Here is a 17696-nt window from a genome sequence, read left to right as displayed (position 1 = left end):
ACCTGACCGTGAGCAAACCTTCCGCTACCGAACGCTACAGCGCCAAAGCCCGCTGGTTTCACTGGGTGATGGCGATCCTGATTGTGCTTGCCTATGCGCTGATCCTCAGCCGTACCCAACTGGCCCGTGGCAGCGACGCGCGCACTTTCGTCGTGCAAACGCATTTCTGGGTCGGCATCGTCGTGCTGGTCATGGCGTTTTTCCGCATCGCCGAGCGCCACCGCCACACACCGCCGGGCATCACCCCGCCCCTGGAAGGCGTATTGCGGCTGGCCGCTACGTTGTCCCATTACGCGCTGTACGCTTTCCTGTTCGCGCAACCGCTGATGGGTCTGTTCACGGTGCTGCTGGAACGCGGTGCCCTGCCCATCCCTCTGACTTCCCTGAGCATTCCCGCGCCGTTCGATATGTCCAAGGACACCGCCGAAACACTGGAGCATTACCACGTCTTGTTGGGTACGATTTTCTATTACGTCATCGGGCTGCACGTCATTGCGGCGATCTGGCACCACTTCGTACGCAAGGACAACACCCTCAAACGCATGGTCTAGGCACGACCTTCATTCCTCAGCACCTCTTGTTTCAGCCTTGCCCACGGGCCTCGTCGAGGAGCTGGCGAATGACTTGCTCCTGGCCTTCATAGTCACCTTCGCCGAAATGGGTGTAACGGATCTGTCCACGGGCGTCGATGAGGTAGTGCGCAGGCCAATACTGGTTGTCGAAAGCGCGCCAGATGGCGTAATCGTTGTCGATGGCGATCGGGTAATTCAGGCCCAGCCTGGCGACGTTTTTGCGCACGTTTTCGATCACCCTTTCGTACGGGTATTCGGGCGTGTGCACACCGATCACCACCAGGCCATCCTTCTCGTACTTCTTTGCCCACTCATTGACGTGTGGAATGCTGTGCTGGCAGTTGATGCAGTCGAAGGTCCAGAAGTCGACCAGCACCACCTTGCCGCGCAGGGATTCCTGACTCAGCGGCGGCGAATTGAGCCACGCGGTAGCGCCGGATAACGCAGGCATCGCGCCCTGGCTGCTGAGCTCCGGTACGGCTGAGGCCCTGGCGCGGGTGACGACGTAATCGATAACTTTGGGCACCCCACTGAGCAGGCCCTTTTCCACCGTCGCTGCGCCCTCGGATGAGGTGCCGGCAAGCAGTTGATTCTGCGAACCTGTCGCGATGCTCACGGCCACCAGTAATGCAGCCAGGCCAACGCCCCGCCGCAGCCAGGCAGTGACCGGCAGCGACAGTTTCAGCCGCGCGAGCAATCCGCGTCCGGCAAAGATCAACACCCCCAACGACACCGCACTGCCGAGCCCGTACGCCAACAGCAACAGGCTGGTCTGCGCACTTGGCCCTTGCAGCATGGCGCCGGTAAGGATGATCCCCAGAATCGGCCCCGCACACGGCGCCCACAGCAGGCCGGTGGCGACGCCGATCAGCAGGGATGCCCAGAGCCCGGACCAGCGACCGGACAAGCGCCGCGTAGCCGGGTCGAGCTGATTGCCGAGCGCCACCAGCGGCAGCATCAGCCAGTGACCCACTCGGGCAGAGAGCAGGGACAGGGCGAACAGCGTCAGGACCACCAGCGCGATGGTGCGGCCGATGCCGTTTGCGGCCACCACCCAATCGCTGCTGACCACCGCCAGACTGGAGACCGCCGCAAATGTCAGCGTCAGCCCCAGCAGGGTCATCAGCACCGACGCCGCCGAACGGTCCGCCCGGGCAAACAGAAAGGGTACGACCGGCAGGATGCAGGGGCTGAGCACCGTGACGATCCCGCCCAGAAACGCGATCAGAAACATGGGCGGTCACCTTGATCACTGATGAGCGGGGCGGTCAGAAAGGCGCTGGTGAGTTTGTTCCAGTTCATGGCGAGCTCCGGGCACTGGGCACGTTGAATGTGAGAGCGGCCGAGGCGTGTGGCCTCGGAGCCGCCATTCAACGTCCGGGAGGTGTCGCCGGTGTGTCCGGGAACTCAGGTAATGAATCAGCACGTATCTACCGTTATGCGGGATACACGCCGATACAGGCGCGCCGCTTCAGCGACCGTTCACCGAATCCACCTTGCCATCCACCGGGTCCGGCGGCACGGCGCCGTCCTGGCTGGTGTCGATGCTGACCACCACCGACATCCCCGGGCGCAGGCGGTCCACGTCATGCTGGTCATCGTCGATGGTGATGCGCACCGGAATACGCTGGGCGATCTTGACGAAGTTGCCGGTGGCGTTGTCGGCAGGCAGCAAGCTGAACTCGGACCCCGCCGCCGGCGAGATACGCTGCACCCGGCCACGCATCTTCAGGTTTTCCAGAGCATCCACGGTGAAGCTCACCGGCTGGCCCAGGCGCACGTTGGCCATCTGGGTTTCTTTCATGTTGGCGATGATCCAGCGCGGACGCGGCACCAGCGCCATCAACTGCGCGCCGGAATTGACGTACGCCCCCAGACGCACCCCGATCTGCCCCAGCTGACCGTCCCGAGGCGCGGTGATGCGCGTATTGGTCAGATCGATCCGCGCCAGCTCGATGGCGGCCTCGGCGTTCTTCACCGACGCTTCCAGCGAGCCGCGATTGACGATCACCGTTTGCAGGTCCTGACGGGAAATCTCCAGCGCCGCCTTGGCTTCGGCGAGCGCCGCTTTTGCCTGCGCATCGGCCGCACGGGTCACGTCGAATTCGCTTTTCGACACCGAGCCATCGGTGACCAATGCCTGCCCCCGGCGAAGGTCGGCAGCGGCTTTTTCACTTTGCGCCTGGGCATTCGCAACGGCCGCCTGACGCTGAGCGATGGTGGCTTCGGCGCTGCGCCGTTGTTGCAGATTATTGGCCAGTGCGGCCTTCTGGACGCCCAACTGCGCAATGCCCTGATCGAGGTGCTGCTGGTAGATCCGGTCGTCGATGCGCACCAGCAGATCCCCCTGCTTGACCCACTGAAAATCCTGCACCGGCACTTCGTAGACGTAGCCACTCAATTGCGGGCCGATGATCGTGGTCTGCCCGCGAATCAGGGCGTTTTCAGTGCTTTCGATCGGGCTGCTGAACGGCGGCAACTGCCACGCATAAAGCACGACCAGCACACCCGCCAGGGCAATGCCGCCGAACAGGATCGACGACACCAGGCGTATGCGCGCCGACCGCGGTTGCGTGGTGGCCGGCATGACCGCCGGCGCGGGCGCTGCGTTGCTCGCCTGTGACGGCGCAGCGCTGGGAGCAGAACTGCCTGAAGAGCTGCCTGAAGAGCTGTCTGAAGGGTTGCCAGAAGGTTTGACGGGTTCTGTCATGAAGGTTGAGCGCCAGAAGGTGTTAAGGGAGATGCCGCAGGTGTCGCCGGCGTAAACGGCGCGACCGGCTCGGTGGTGATCCACAGCCAGGTGGCGCGGCTGGTGATCCAGATCATGGTCAGCACCGCGATGACTGCGATCAGCATGAAGACGTCGTTGTAGGCCAGGGTATTGGCCTCGCGGGTGGCGGCCGTCGCCAGCGAGCGAATACCCAGACTGGTACGCGCCGCCGGGTCGGCGATGGCGGAAATGTAAGCGCCGCTCGCGCTCTGCAGTCGCGACTGCACCTGAGCGTCGATCAGCGTGACGTGCTCGACGATATGCGCCGAATGGAATTTCTCGCGCCAGACCTGAAAGGTGCCCAGCAACGCCGAGCCGATCAGGCTGCCGACGTTCTGGGTGATCCCGAACATCACCGAAAAACTGACCATGTTGCGCGGGTTGCTGATCACCCCGCTGATGCCCAGCACCAGGGTCGGACCGAGAAAGAAGGTGCCGCCGAACGCCAGTAAAAACTGGCTGAAATACATCTGCGGTTCACGGGTCAGGCTGGTGGAAAAGCTGTCCATGCTCGAACCGATCGCCATCAATGCCAGCGAAATGATCAGCGGCTTGAACAGGTGCTGCGGATCGATAGTCAGCGCACTGACCGCGAGACCGGCGACGCTGCCCAGCAGCATGAACAGGTACAGCGTGTGCAGCTGCTCGGTGCCCTGATTCAGGCCTTGAAGAAAACCGACCGCGCCGGTGGATTGCTCTGACAGCACGATGCGCGTCAGCAGCACGCCGAAGGCGAAACGGATCATCCGCCCACTGCCCAGCCAGCGGGTGATCAGCAACGGTCGCGTGCGGTTGTGCTCGATGCACAGCCCGGCAAGGATCAGCACGATGGACGACGCCAGGGCGATGCCGATCCACGGCTCTTCAAGCCACCATTCGATCCGCCCCAGCGACAACGCCGCGCACAGTGCCGCAAAGCCTGACGCGAGCAGGGCGAAAGTCAGGAAATCGAGTTTTTCGAAGGCCTTGAAGCGGTCACCCGGCGGCAATTTGAGAATCAGCACACACCCCAGCGACAGCAGGCACATGCCCAGTTCGAAGAGGTAAAGCCCGCGCCACTCGGCAATCTGCAGCAGGTCTTCGGAAACCAGTCGCGCCAGCGGTGTTGCCAGCTGCGCGGTGCCGAGGCCCAGTACCAGCGCCTTCATCCGCCATTTCTGCGGGAAGGCCTGAATCATGTAGTACAGACCCAACGAACTCAGCGCGGCGCCGACCATGCCGTGGGCCGCACGAACGGCAACGGCCGACTCGATGTCATTGACGAACAGGTGGGCGAAGGTGACCAGGGCGTACAGCACCAGAAACACTTCGGTGAAGGCGCGCAAACCGAATTGCTGGCGAAACTTCACCAGCAGCAGGTTCATCGAAACGTTGGTCATGACATACGCAGCGGGCAGCCAGGCGATCTCGGCCTGGGTGGCGCCCAGGGAGCCTTGCAGGTATTGAAGGTTGGCGACCACCAGCGCGTTGCCCAGCCCGCCGGTCAAGGCCACGATCACCCCGACGATGGCAAAGGCCCAGCGCTTGGGCGTCGCGTGCAGGGGCGTCGACGGCGACCCCGGCAACGTCGGTCGCTCGTGGGGGGCCCAGTCGTGGGGTCTGTACTTGTCGTTCATTGAGCGGACCTGATGAATGCCGTGCCGATGTCACTGAAAAACGATGGGGCGGCACTTGTAAGAGCCGCCCCCGTAAAAGCTGGCTGATCATTCTCAGCTGATCATTCTCAGCTCTCGCGCGTGTTCGAGGGTGACATCCACCGCGTGAATACTCGCTTGCCTGTGTTTGAGCATCCCGCCGCTGCGACCGTTGAACACCGCGTTGATCTCCGCAAGGATCGACAGCGCCACACTGTCCGGCGCGTCGCCGCCCAGGTCCAGACCCACCGGGTAATGCAGGCTGGTCTGCGCCGCAGATTCGCGCGCCTGATCCGGCAGTTCGTCGAGCAGACGCTCGGTGCGGCTGCGCGGCCCGAGCTGGCCAATGTAGCGCGGCGTAGATTCAAGGACCTGGCCCAGCCAGTGACGATCCTGACTGAGGCTGTGGGTCATCACCACCACGGCAGCGTCGGCGACCATCCCATGGAGTTCGGGCATCGGCTGCAACGGCGCGGACAGCACCTGATCGGCGTCCGGAAAACGCTGGGGCCTGGCGAAGTGCGAGCGCGCATCGATCACCGTGATGTGCCAGCCCTGCAGGCGCGCCATGCTGACCAGCGGCATTGCGTCATGGCCGGCACCGAAGACCACCAACCGACGCGGCGCGGCGATGTATTCGAGCAGCACTTCAACGGCGCCGTCCGCGCTGTCGTAGGTCCGTGTGGCCGAACGGCGGGCATCGAGCACGGTTTTCAGGTCCTCGGCCACGGCCGTCGCCAGCCAGCGTTCGCGCATTTCATTCTGCACCTTCCCGGACGAACGGATCGCCACCCGCTCGCCCAGCGCCGTGTGGCGTTCGCTCTGGGTACCGATCACCGTCGCCAGCGCAGCGCCGACACCGCTGGCCATGACCTCACGCAACACGTCGACCACCAGACTCGCCGCCTGGGGATCAATCCGTTCGAAGAGGATGTGCACCGTGCCGTTGCAGCCCAGACCGAAGCTGAGTTCGGCGTCTTCGAGTTCGTCGTCGTCCTCACCGGTGCTGTACGTACGCAGGGACGGCTTACCGTTGGCGGTCAGCCACCAGGCCTTTTTGCTGACGTCGCTTTCCAGGCAACCGCCGCTGACGGTGCCGGTCGCTTCGCCCATCGGCGCGATAACCATCCGCGCACCGGGGCGACGGTAAGCCGAGCCCTCGACCTTGACCACCGTGGCGATCACCACTTCCTGCTGCCCGGTCTGCGCTTCATCGAGCGCCCCCAGCAGACTGGATAGATCATTCATGCGCGTCCCCAAAAACCGGTTCATTCATCTGCCGTGACTCACTTTTAACCTGACACCTACTCTGAAGCGCCACTGCCCTCTCGGACAACGTGCTGTTGTGCTGACTGTCAGTTGTCGCGCAGGTTCAGGTTTTGCCTGCGAGATCTGCGTCGTTCACGCTGCATCGGGATGATTGACGTGCAGAGTACCGCAGACGCAGGGCCCAATGGCCATCGGTCACTGACACGGAGGATGAGCCCACCCCGGAACCCTGCCAAGGCTACACTCGGTGCTTGCCATTAAATCCATGAATACGCTGATGATCAAAGGCATCAGCGTATTCATGCGTAGCGTCCATCCTTCATTTGGATATTTCGGTTGAACATTCCGCACCACGCGAGCCTCAAACCCTGAATCGCCGTACCGCCTGGCTGCGTGGAATCACTCCACCGGGACCACCGGGCATCGGCTACGCCGGAGAGCACCTGATGACGCGCCAATTACGCCAGCTTCGCGAAACATCCTCCACTCACACCCTGTGCCAGCGCTTTCAGAGCGTGCGCGACCGAACCGAATTTCTGGTCGAGCCGCTGAGTGCCGAGGACATGGTAGTGCAGTCGATGCCGGATGCCAGCCCGGCCAAGTGGCACATGGCGCACACCACATGGTTCTTCGAAACCTTTCTGCTGGCGCCGAATCTGCCGGGTTACGAAGCCTTCGATCCGACATTCGGTTACCTGTTCAATTCCTATTACGAAGCGGTCGGCCCGCGTCATCCCCGCCCCCAACGCGGGTTGATGACCCGGCCCAGCGTCGATCAGGTGCTGGCCTACCGCAGGCATATCGACGAAAACATGACGACGCTGCTGATGACGCCGCTGAGCGACGAGATGACCAGCTTGATCGAGCTGGGTCTGGCCCACGAGGAGCAGCATCAGGAACTGCTGCTGATGGACATCCTTCATCTGTTCAGCCTGTCGTCCCTTAAACCGGCGTACAGCCCGCGCTGGCCGAAAGACCTGTCGGGCCGTCGCGGTCACTTCAAGCCGTTGAGCGCCGGGCTGACTGAAATCGGCCACGACGGCGACGACTTTTCGTTCGACAACGAAGGCCCACGCCACACCACCTATCTGCAGTCCTTCGAGATCAGCGACCGGCTGGTGACCAATGGCGAGTGGTTGAGCTTTATTGCCGACGGCGGTTATCACACCGCCGCCTTGTGGCTGTCCGAAGGCTGGACGCTGGTGCAGGAAAACGGCTGGAATTCGCCGCTGTACTGGCAGCACGACGAGAACGGCTGGAAGCGCATGACCCTGCGCGGCCTCGAGTCTATCGACCCGTCGGCGCCGGTCACCCACATCAGTTATTACGAAGCCGCTGCGTTTGCCCTGTGGGCCGACGCGCGCCTGCCCACCGAAGCCGAATGGGAAGCCGCCGCCCGCGCCGGTTTGCTGGAGCAAGTGGACGATGTCGCCTGGCAGTGGACGCAAAGCGCCTACAGCGCCTACCCCGGCTTCAAGCCCTCGGTGGGCGCGGTGGGCGAGTACAACGGCAAATTCATGGTCAATCAGATGGTCCTGCGCGGCGGCGCCAGCGTCACGTCGCCCGATCACTGCCGCCTGACCTACCGCAACTTCTTCCACGCCGACAAACGCTGGATGGTGTCGGGCCTGCGCCTGGCCCGTGACAGCCGTCAGCCCGGCGTGGTTGACCCGAACGACAGCGAGTTCGCCCGCGACGTCGTGGCCGGTCTCGGCGCCCCGGAGAAAACCCTGTCGCCCAAGTATTTCTACGACGCAGCGGGCTCCGACCTGTTTGAGGCCATCTGCGAAACGCCGGAGTACTACCCGACCCGCGCCGAAACCGGGCTGCTGAAACGCATCGCCGGGCAGATCGCCGCGACCATTCCTTCGGGCGCAGCACTGGTGGAGTTCGGCAGTGGCGCCAGCGAGAAAACGCGTCTGGTGCTGGATGCCGCGCCGCACATCGCCGTGTATGTGCCGATCGATATCAGCGCAACCGCGCTGAACAAGGCCGCCCGGTCATTGCGCCAGCGCTACCCTTCGCTGATCGTCGCGCCCCAGGTTGACGACTTCACCCGGGTGCTCACGCTGCCTGAAGAAGCCGACGGCCACACCCGCGTGGGTTTCTTCCCGGGCTCCACCATCGGCAACTTCAGCCATGAGCAGGCCGTGGATTTCCTCCACAGCGCCCATGAGGTGCTGGGTGAAAACGCGCACTTCATCGTCGGTGTCGACATGGTCAAGGATGAGCAGACACTGGTGGCGGCTTACGATGACGCCGAAGGCGTGACCGCCCAGTTCAACAAGAACCTGCTGACCCGCATCAATCGCGAACTGAACGCCGACTTCGATGTGTCCGCCTTTGACCATCTGGCCGTGTGGAACGCCGAGCAGGCCTGCATGGAAATGCACCTGGTCAGCCGCAAACAGCAAAGCGTCACTGTCGCCGGGCACACCTTCCGCTTCGCTGCGGGAGAACGGCTGCACACCGAGAACTCCCACAAGTTTACGGTCGAGTCGTTCACCGAACTGGCAGCCCGCGCGGGATGGACCGTCACCGAATGCTGGATCAGCGACGCACCGGAGATGGCGTTGTTCAGTTTGCAGGCGTAACCGCAGCGGCCTGTGGGCGGCTGTGGTACGGCAGGCATCGGTTCGCACCTGTATTCAGCTCAGGCACGAACCTGTAGGAGCGCGCTTGCCCGCGAATGCGGTGTGTCATCCACCGTTGATGCCACTGATATACCGCCATCGCGGGCAAGCGCGCTCCTACACCGATCTATGTCAGGCGCTAGACGTGCGGCGTATACACATCATCTGCAGGAGCGTGGCTTGTCCCGCGATCAGGCGAACAGCGGCAGTCACCCTGCCACCCCGTCGCCTGTCTTACAGTGCATAACCGAGCTTGGCAAACCCCACAGGATTCATCATTGTCATTTGCAAAATGGCGCTGGTAGCATCCATTGGCACCCTCACGGATCCCGGCTGTTCATCCGGGTATTGAGTACAACAATAATCAACAGGGAGTCAGCGATGACGGCTCAGGTACTACCTGCCGAATACGCGGGCCAGCAATCAGCCTGCGACAGCATTCTGTCCGACGTACGCAATCACATTGGTCACCTCACCCTCAATCGCCCCCAGGGCCTCAACGCCATCGACCTGCACATGGTTCGTCAGCTGCAATTTCAGCTCGACGCCTGGGCAAAGGATGACAACGTTTACGCCGTGGTCCTGCGCGGATCCGGCGAAAAGGCGTTCTGCGCCGGCGGCGACATCCGCTCGCTTTACGACAGTTTCAAAGCTGGCCGAACCGAGCACCTGGATTTCTTCGCCGAAGAATACGCGCTGGACCTCACCCTCCATCATTACCGCAAACCCGTCGTTGCCTTGATGGACGGCTTCGTGCTGGGCGGCGGGATGGGCCTGGCCCAGGGAGCGGACCTGCGCGTGGTCACCGACCGCAGCCGTCTGGCAATGCCGGAAGTGGCGATCGGTTACTTCCCTGACGTAGGCGGCAGCTACTTTCTGCCCCGGGTGCCCGGCGAGCTGGGTATTTACCTGGGCGTCACCGGCGTGCAGATCCAGGCCGCCGATGCGCTGTATTGCGGGCTGGCGAACTGGTATCTGGACAGCGAACGCCTCGATGACCTCGACCTGCAGCTGGATAACCTGAAGTGGAGCCTGACCCCGCTCAAGGATGTGCAGGGCGCGCTGGCGAAACTCGGCGTGCAACACCTCCCCGCCCCGCCGCTGGCAAAGGTGCGGCCGGCCATCGATCATTTCTTCGCCCTGCCGGACGTGCGGAGCATCATCGAACAACTGCTGGAAGTGAGCGTCTATGACACCCATGCCTGGGCCATCGACACCGCGCACCTGATGCAAACGCGTTCACCGCTGGCGATGGCGGTCACCCTGGAGCTGCTGCGACGCGGCCGCCATCTGCCGCTGGAGCGTTGCTTCGCCCTGGAGCTGCACCTGGACCGCCAGTGGTTTGAACGCGGGGACCTGATCGAGGGCGTTCGTGCCTTGATCGTCGACAAAGACAAGAAACCGCACTGGAGCCCTTCCAGCGTGCAGGCCCTGGATGCCGAGCACGTGGCAAGCTTCTTCAGCGGTCATGAGGCGTGACTTATGCAAGATTTTGAACTGACCGAAGAACAAGTGATGATCCGCGACATGGCGCGGAACTTCGCGCGCAATGAAATCGCGCCCCATGCCCAAGCCTGGGAAAAAGCCGGCTGGATCGACGACGCGCTGGTGACCAAGATGGGCGAGTTGGGCCTGCTCGGCATGATCGTCCCGGACGAATGGGGCGGCAGTTACATCGACTACGTCGCCTACGCGCTGGCCGTCGAAGAAATCTCCGCCGCCGACGGCGCCACCGGCACGTTGATGAGCGTGCACAGCTCAGTGGGCTGCGGGCCGGTGCTCAACTATGGCAGCGACGCGCAAAAACAACAGTGGCTGGAAAAACTCGCCAGCGGCCAGGCCATCGGCTGCTTCTGCCTGACCGAACCCCAGGCCGGCTCCGAGGCCCACAACCTGCGCACCCGTGCCGAATTGAAAGACGGCGAATGGGTGCTCAACGGCGCCAAGCAGTTCGTCAGCAACGGCAAGCGTGCGCAGCTGGCGATCGTGTTCGCAGTGACCGATCCGGAGCTGGGCAAACGCGGCCTGTCGGCGTTTCTGGTGCCCACCGACAACCCCGGCTACAGCGTCGATCGCCTGGAACACAAGATGGGCATCCGCGCCTCCGACACCTGCGCCGTCACGCTGAGCAACTGCCGGATTCCGGCGGAAAACCTGCTGGGTGAACGTGGCAAGGGTCTGTCCATTGCCCTGTCCAATCTGGAAGGCGGCCGTATCGGCATCGCCGCTCAGGCCCTGGGCATCGCGCGGGCAGCATTCGAGGCAGCGCTGGGTTACGCCCGTGAGCGCGTGCAGTTCGACAAGCCGATCATCGAGCACCAGAGCATCGCTAATCTGCTGGCGGACATGCACACCCGCATCAACGCTTCGCGTCTGCTGGTCTTGCACGCCGCGCGCCTGAGAACGGCCGGCAAACCGTGCCTGTCGGAAGCGTCCCAGGCCAAGCTGTTCGCCTCGGAAATGGCCGAATGGGTCTGCTCCAAGGCGATACAGATCCATGGCGGCTACGGCTATCTGGAAGATTACCCGGTGGAGCGATACTACCGGGACGCACGGATCACCCAGATCTACGAAGGCTCCAGCGAAATCCAGCGCCTGCTGATCGCCCGCGAGCTGCGGCACTACGCGCTGTAGGCATAGACGAAGCAGCGCTGAGCCTTGCCGAGGCTCAGCGCCTGCTGGTCAGCCCTGCATCAATTAATGGCCCGGCACGACAAAGTTTTGCCGGCCCAGCCGCAGAATGAGCAAGGTCACCGAGTCAGCGTTCTTCATCAGCACCCGACTTCGCTTCGTCGCATCGTGAAGGAACTCGTCCCGCGCCTCGTCCAGGGTCATGGATTTCGTGAGATCAAGCACCGCCGTACAGGCCTCGCCATCTTGCGAGTCCAGATCCGACCACTCACCGTCTTTCATGTGCACGAACAGATCGTCCCTTTGGCTGAAATGTGACAGCCCCTCACGCTGAAGACGCTCCAGGTCGGTCCTGAATTTGATCGCGTTGGCACTGTTGGCCAGCAGCAGGTCCGGATACGGCGCGCTGGTTTCCAGGTACGCGATGTCGTGGGTGCGCAATACCAGGTGGGACAGCTCGTGGATGAGCACTGCCGCACGGTAGTGCGCAGGCATGTCAAAGCCTTGTGGCTCCGCCGAGATCCTGTAGGGCGGCAACTGAAAAAACCGCTCGGTCAGAAACAGGCGCTTCTTGGGGTCCGACTTGATGATAAACCCCAGCGTACTCTCATGACCGGGACGGGTGGATCCGACGACGTAACGCGGCGATGAGTAGGGCGACAACGAGGCGTCCATCACCTCATCGAACAGTGACTTGACCGCACGTTCGGCCTCGATCAACAGATCCTGACCGGGCGGGTTCACCCCGAAAAAGTCACCCACGATTTCGATCACTCGAGGATCCGGCGGCGTCCCCGGCGAGTGCACGTTGAGATTGTCCAGGCAATTTTCCAGGTAACGCTTGGTCTGAAGATGCGCCTGACCAATGGCCAGCGCTCTGTCCCGATACAACGTGCGGATTTCCTGCATCCCCGTGGCCTCAATGATCAAGGCATCTTCGGCACTTCGTTGCGCACCCTCTGCGCGGATTCGGGTCACCAGGCCGCCTCCGCCCTTCAGGCCAATATCCAGTTGCCAGCGCTGATGACCATCAAGCCGCACGAGCGGGCCGGGCGTTCCGTCCTCGCCCACAATCATCCACTGCCCGTCTTCGCTCCGGCGCTGAACCGGGTAAACAGTGCCCCCGACCGCTGCATAAAATGTCTGGGTCTTGCTGTCGCGGTAAAGGCTCAGCAAGTCATCTCGCTTGAGGTCATTCAGCGAAACGTTCCTGGCTTCCAGGGCACGCAGTCGCTTCAACTGGTCGGCGGTCAGTTTCACGCCCGCCCACTCGAAGGTTGTGGGCGGCAACTCCTCGCCGGTCGCCAGCTCGCCTTCTATCAGGTCATCCTTGTCGGCCTGTTCCCTCGCCGTGACCATCACACCCAGCGCGGCGGAAAATTCGGAAATCGCCTCGCCCCAGCGACGGCCCGAGGCTGACGCTGCCGACGCCTGCAACAGGCTATGACTCTGCCAAAGGGCAACCACCGTGGCCAACTTGCCGGGCATTATGCTTAACACCTGTTCGAGGCCCAGCATGCCAAGAAACTTCAGTGATGCCTGATCGGCCTGGGCGGTGGTTACGGTGTTCGCCACTCCCAGGTCGACCAGCAGATTCACGGTGTCGGTCAGCAGAAACTGCAGCGCGTTGCCCTTCACCTCAGCCAGCGACACGGTCACCGGCCCCGGCGTGTGAGTGGGCACGTCACCGAAGCTCTCGGCCGCGAACGGCAGGTGTGGCTCTATGAAACCACCGTGCTCATAGCGTTTTCGGACCTCTGGATCCAGCCGCTCCAGCAACATCCGCTGCAAGGCCTCGTCGCTGCGGATATCGGCCAGAAGTGCCCCCAGGTCGGGGTATTCACGGAAGACGAAAGCCGGGTGAATGATTGCGTGCAGGATCACCGGCCCTCGGCCGGCCCCGCGCGGGCAGATCAGGTACGCGCCTTTGACGGCATCGGGGGTCATGCCTGCGTCAGCGACCAATCGCAGCGGGCTGATGATCACAGGGGTCTCGCCCACGGGCTCCCGTGCGATGCCGTCCGGCATCTCCATCACCCGTGAGATATACGCGTACGCCTCGGCGCTCAGGTTCCCTTCGAGTTTTTGCTGCATGGCCACCGCCTGCATCATCGGCGGCAGTTGCTCGGCGTAGAGTCGCGAACGCCTTGGCCAGTCGGGGCTCGCAGGGTTGAGCGCCTGACGCAGGACCACCATGAAACTCGCGCCGATGTCCAGATTCCGGGTCATGCTGCGCAGGTAACTGGCGGTCAGCAGACCGACCGCATCCGGGTGTTCGACGGAGGACACGGTCAGGGTGCCGTCCTGAATGTCGACAAAGCGGTTGATCGCGTAATCAGTCAGCGATTCGCTGTTTGCCAAGGTAGCCGCGGGGATGCCCGACGGTATCTGGCCCACCCCGGAAAATCCCGGGACGTAGCGACGCAGAGTGACCGTGATGTGATCGGGGTCCCATGGCCTGTCGGGGAAGTCCTTGGCGAACTGCTCGATCAGCCGGTCCCGCGAGTAGTCCTTCAGGCTGGGAATGTCGAACAGGAAACTCTCATGGCCACTGCTGACCACGTAATAACGACGCCATATCTCGTTGTAGGTTTTCATGTCGGCCACAGACGCCGATTTCAACCATGGCGGCAACAACTCCTCGAACAGCGTGATGTCGATGCGCACGGACATGTTGTCGAGCGTGCGGATCAATTGCTGGTCGACTTCGGTCGATCTGGCCAATTCGATAAACAGCTGGGCTTCGAAGCGACAGCGCGCAGCGCGTGCGCACAGCTGCTGAAGGTTCTGCAGTTGTCGATCCAGGACCGATTGCTGCAGGACTCTGATTGCGTGCCCGTCCACTCGTTGCATGTGCACGCGCATCGGTTTGGCGGGGCTGCGCGCCAGGTGATTGCGCAGCAGTAACTGATCACGCTCGCTGAGCAGACTGAGCAAGCGCTCAGCCTGGGGTCCCCTGAGCGTTCTCAAGAGGCGCTCACTGAGCACCTCGACCGACGCGAAATGTTGCCAGCCCCGCGGGCCGACCCACATCATCGCGCCCGCCGAAGCGTTCGCTGGCTGCGCCAGCACGAGCGCATCGCTGATCGTTGCGCCGGGTGCATCGTCACACACGATCGCCAGGGTAAACACGTCGGTGACCGTGGCGCTGCCACCTGATCGCTGGGAGCGGACGGGTGAGTCGAGCACCTGACTGACCATGGCCAGGGACGCAGCGCTCAGCGCCGCCTTTCGTTGCATCAACGCCAAGTCCAGGCGCAAGACATCCTCGCGTAGGCTCATGGCGGTCGCGACCGGCTGAAGCTGACGGTTTCCGAGGCGCGCTTTGCCGATTTGTGACTGTTCATAATGCTCAACGTAACGGGCAGCGAAATCCGTGGCCGCCCGCTCAATCAGGAAATTCACCAGCTCCATGTCAAAGTTCGCCGCAGGACTTTCCGGCGGCACTATGATCTGAGTAGCGTGTGCAAGAGGGCTGCGGCGGTGACCGCTCACGCGTTCGAGCAACAACGACACCAGGTCGCTGGAGAAAACCCGCAGGGATTCACTGACCGCTACCGAGTTCGTTTCCACATCCGATGCATCGGGCGCCGATGACTGCAACCAACGCAATCGCACGTCTCGCGCCAGCAGCTGCGTGGGCGAAGCCACGCAGATATAAGCTTGAAGGGCCGTTTCGGCGTAGCTCACCAGTGCGTTGTCCAACTCGCGCAAATGCTCGGCACCTGCGTCGGAGACCTGGGATTGCTCCAGCCATGACGGCGGGAGCTGCTGCGCAAGGGGCGCGCTGGCAGGGGCCCTGTCGTAAGGGAAGAGGACGGTCTCGTCGGGGCCGCTGACGGCGTCGACCAGAATCAGGTCATCGGTTTCACTCTGCTCCCACGTCCGGCCAAAATTCAGCGGCACGTTCGACGTCCATCGCCCTACGCTGAAATGCTGCTGCCGCGGGTCGATCAACCGACGCACGTCCAGCGCATCGTCGAACATGGCCGACATCTTCTCGGGCTGTGTCTTCAAGCGGCAGACGTGCTGCAGATTACGAAGCTGCATCATGAAGATTGACTCCACCCGCTCGGCGACCAACGGCTCGGCAATGTCCTCAAGCAACAGCTCGAACCCGTCAGCCCGCAGGAGAAGTGACTGATCCGCCAGATCCAGGCCAGCGCTCAGGCTATCGCTGCCTTCAGGGGTTGAGCAGAACGCCGTAAGCGCCGAGAGGCTCTCGAATTGTTTGAGCTCGTGATCCGGCGAGAACCAGAAGAGCGGCCCCGGTCCAGTCGGTCCGACGTCCGGAACGAAGGTGCCCGCCAGGGTTTTTCGTGTGCCGTCCGCCCAGTGCAGGACGATCCGCTTGCCGGGCAGATCAGTATCGATTGCACTGGACGCCGCCCGACCCGCAGGCCTCATGGCCTGGTACTGCGCTTCTGAAAAGGTGCCGTCCTGGACCCGGCCATACAGCTCGTGTGACAGGCTGGTCCTGTAGCTTTCGAGGGCGATCTCGCGGAATGGACGACCCTGCGCCGGCGCATTCCAGAACCGCTCCAGCCATTGCGAATAGTGCACGGGCAGCTGCGTGACTGCATCGCACAGCGCCTGAGCCATATTGACCGCATCCTGCTCGCTGACCAACCGACCCTGCGCATCCAGAAACTGCCGCCTACCACCCGGTGACGGGGGGAAGCCGCAAAAATCTTCGAACGCCGTTTGCGCAAGGGTCTGCGTGACCAGCACGCGCTCCTCGTCGGCGCCGGAAGCGGGTTGAACGATCCGCATCGAGTGCGTGGCCGGATCTACGTGCAGCGGCGGCGACAACCGGCGCAACTGCAGCGCCAGCGTGTCGGATAACACGTTGAACAGCGTTGGCGTCCGTCTGAGATGCGCTGTGAGCTGTCGAGTCGAGGCGGCCTGAAACTCAACGACAGCCCGCATCTGGGCCAGGAATGCATCACCTTCGACCTTTTCGTATTCAAAGCCCGTCGATGCATTGCCGCCCGCAAATCGTGCGAACAGCGCTGTCAGCAGCGATGGACGATCATCGAACACGGCGAGACCGTCAGCGAGCGTGAACAGATAAATCCTCGAGTCAGCCGTCTGGGAATGGCTGAATAACAATGCCGCCGACACCTCAAGGGAGGTGGGCAAACCATCATTCAGAACCAGACGATCAATCCGCACCGGGTCAGGGTCGGCCGCTGCACCATGGCCGGGCGGCGAGAGCGTCAGCTTTCTCAGCCACGCCACCTCTTCAGGCTTCAGTCGACCGGCGTCGGTCGCCCGATCAAGTTCATGAATGAAACGCTGCCTGAGGGACGCGCTGTGAAAATAAAGGGGGGTAACCGTGGACATTGCCGCTCCTTGAGCAAAACGCCCACGCCCGGCGGTCAGCCGGGCATGGGCAGGAATGCAAGAAGCGTAGGGAATAACCGCGGGGCATCTGCGTTACATAATGCTGTACACGGTGAGGGAAATTCAGGCTTAACTGGCGAAGACGCGGCGCATCGGCGGCGCCTGCCCTCCCCCTTAAACCTTCAGCGTGCGCGCCACATGGGCGGCGAAGGCATCAATGATGTTCTGCAGGAACGGCCGGGTTTTCTCGCTCAGCTTGCCGTGTTCGTCAAAGAAGGTGCCCGCGTTGCCCAGGTACGCTTCCGGTTGCTGCATGCACAGCACGTCAAGGAACACGAAGCACTGGCGCAAATGCTGGTTGGCGCCAAAACCGCCGATCGCCCCTGGCGACGCACTGACCACCGCCGCAGGTTTTGCACTGCCCCACGCGCTTTTGCCGTAGGGGCGCGAGCCAACGTCGATGGCGTTTTTCAGTGCCCCCGGCACCGAGCGGTTGTATTCCGGAGTAACGAATAGAAAGCCGTCTGCGCCCTGCAGGGCCTGACGGAAGGCGGTGTACGCGGCGGGCGGCGAATCGACGTCGATGTCTTCGTTATACAAGGGCAGATCGCCGATTTCGACGATGCTCAGCTTCAGGCTGGACGGCGCCAGCTCGGCCAGTGCGTGGGCCACTTTGCGGTTGATGGAATCTTTCCTCAAGCTGCCGACGATGACTGCGATCGAATGAACCTGGCTCATGAAACGGACCTTCTGCTGTGGGAGGAAACAACAGTTATAGATGAAACATGTGCGACATTCTGTGTTGTTTTTCCGTTGCTGATCATCGAAAGGTTCGATGCTG

The 17696-nt window shown here is 62.4% G+C and carries 10 protein-coding genes; 4 read left to right on the top strand and 6 right to left on the bottom strand.

The window, feature by feature from the left end:
• Window positions 1–8 precede the first annotated feature (8 nt).
• Complete coding sequence (locus tag ACQKEN_RS10020; RefSeq protein ID WP_427685319.1) at window positions 9–551, top strand: cytochrome b; 543 nt, start codon at window positions 9–11, stop codon at window positions 549–551.
• 31 nt (window positions 552–582) lie between these two features.
• Here the strand turns inward: ACQKEN_RS10020 and ACQKEN_RS10015 are convergent, their stop codons facing one another.
• From ACQKEN_RS10015 to ACQKEN_RS10000, 4 genes are all read right to left on the bottom strand, one after another.
• On the bottom strand, window positions 583–1806 hold the full coding sequence (locus tag ACQKEN_RS10015) for a cytochrome c biogenesis protein DipZ (protein WP_427685318.1): 1224 nt from the start codon (window positions 1804–1806) through the stop codon (window positions 583–585).
• Between the two features lie 237 nt (window positions 1807–2043).
• Window positions 2044–3159, bottom strand: coding sequence for an HlyD family secretion protein (locus ACQKEN_RS10010; RefSeq protein ID WP_427685317.1), 1116 nt, complete (start codon window positions 3157–3159; stop codon window positions 2044–2046).
• Window positions 3160–3278: 119 nt separating this feature from the next.
• Window positions 3279–4958 (bottom strand): MFS transporter, encoded by a 1680-nt coding sequence (locus ACQKEN_RS10005; RefSeq protein WP_427685316.1) that lies wholly within the window; start codon window positions 4956–4958, stop codon window positions 3279–3281.
• A 93-nt stretch (window positions 4959–5051) separates the two neighbouring features.
• Window positions 5052–6224, bottom strand: a complete 1173-nt coding sequence (locus ACQKEN_RS10000; protein ID WP_427685315.1) for an XdhC family protein — start codon at window positions 6222–6224, stop codon at window positions 5052–5054.
• Window positions 6225–6691: 467 nt separating this feature from the next.
• On the opposite strand from ACQKEN_RS10000, the gene egtB reads away from it, so the two are divergent.
• The 3 genes from egtB (at window position 6692) to ACQKEN_RS09985 (ending at window position 11512) form a co-directional block, all read left to right on the top strand.
• Window positions 6692–8839: an ergothioneine biosynthesis protein EgtB gene (gene egtB / locus ACQKEN_RS09995; RefSeq protein ID WP_427685314.1), complete on the top strand. Its 2148-nt coding sequence runs from the start codon at window positions 6692–6694 to the stop codon at window positions 8837–8839.
• A gap of 420 nt (window positions 8840–9259) precedes the next feature.
• A complete protein-coding gene (locus ACQKEN_RS09990; protein WP_427685313.1) occupies window positions 9260–10357 on the top strand; it encodes an enoyl-CoA hydratase/isomerase family protein in 1098 nt (365 codons plus the stop codon).
• Between the two features lie 3 nt (window positions 10358–10360).
• On the top strand, window positions 10361–11512 hold the full coding sequence (locus ACQKEN_RS09985) for an acyl-CoA dehydrogenase family protein (RefSeq protein ID WP_427685312.1): 1152 nt from the start codon (window positions 10361–10363) through the stop codon (window positions 11510–11512).
• A 63-nt stretch (window positions 11513–11575) separates the two neighbouring features.
• Here ACQKEN_RS09985 and ACQKEN_RS09980 read toward each other — a convergent pair whose 3' ends face one another.
• Window positions 11576–16855: a dermonecrotic toxin domain-containing protein gene (locus ACQKEN_RS09980; protein ID WP_427685311.1), complete on the bottom strand. Its 5280-nt coding sequence runs from the start codon at window positions 16853–16855 to the stop codon at window positions 11576–11578.
• Window positions 16856–17029: 174 nt separating this feature from the next.
• Complete coding sequence (locus ACQKEN_RS09975; protein ID WP_427685310.1) at window positions 17030–17593, bottom strand: NADPH-dependent FMN reductase; 564 nt, start codon at window positions 17591–17593, stop codon at window positions 17030–17032.
• Window positions 17594–17696: the final 103 nt, after the last annotated feature.

This window comes from Pseudomonas sp. NPDC078416 (assembly GCF_050268485.1).
GTDB lineage: Bacteria > Pseudomonadota > Gammaproteobacteria > Pseudomonadales > Pseudomonadaceae > Aquipseudomonas.
The sequence above is the reverse complement of the archived record's forward strand: the minus strand, read 5'-3'. Positions and strand labels throughout refer to the sequence as shown.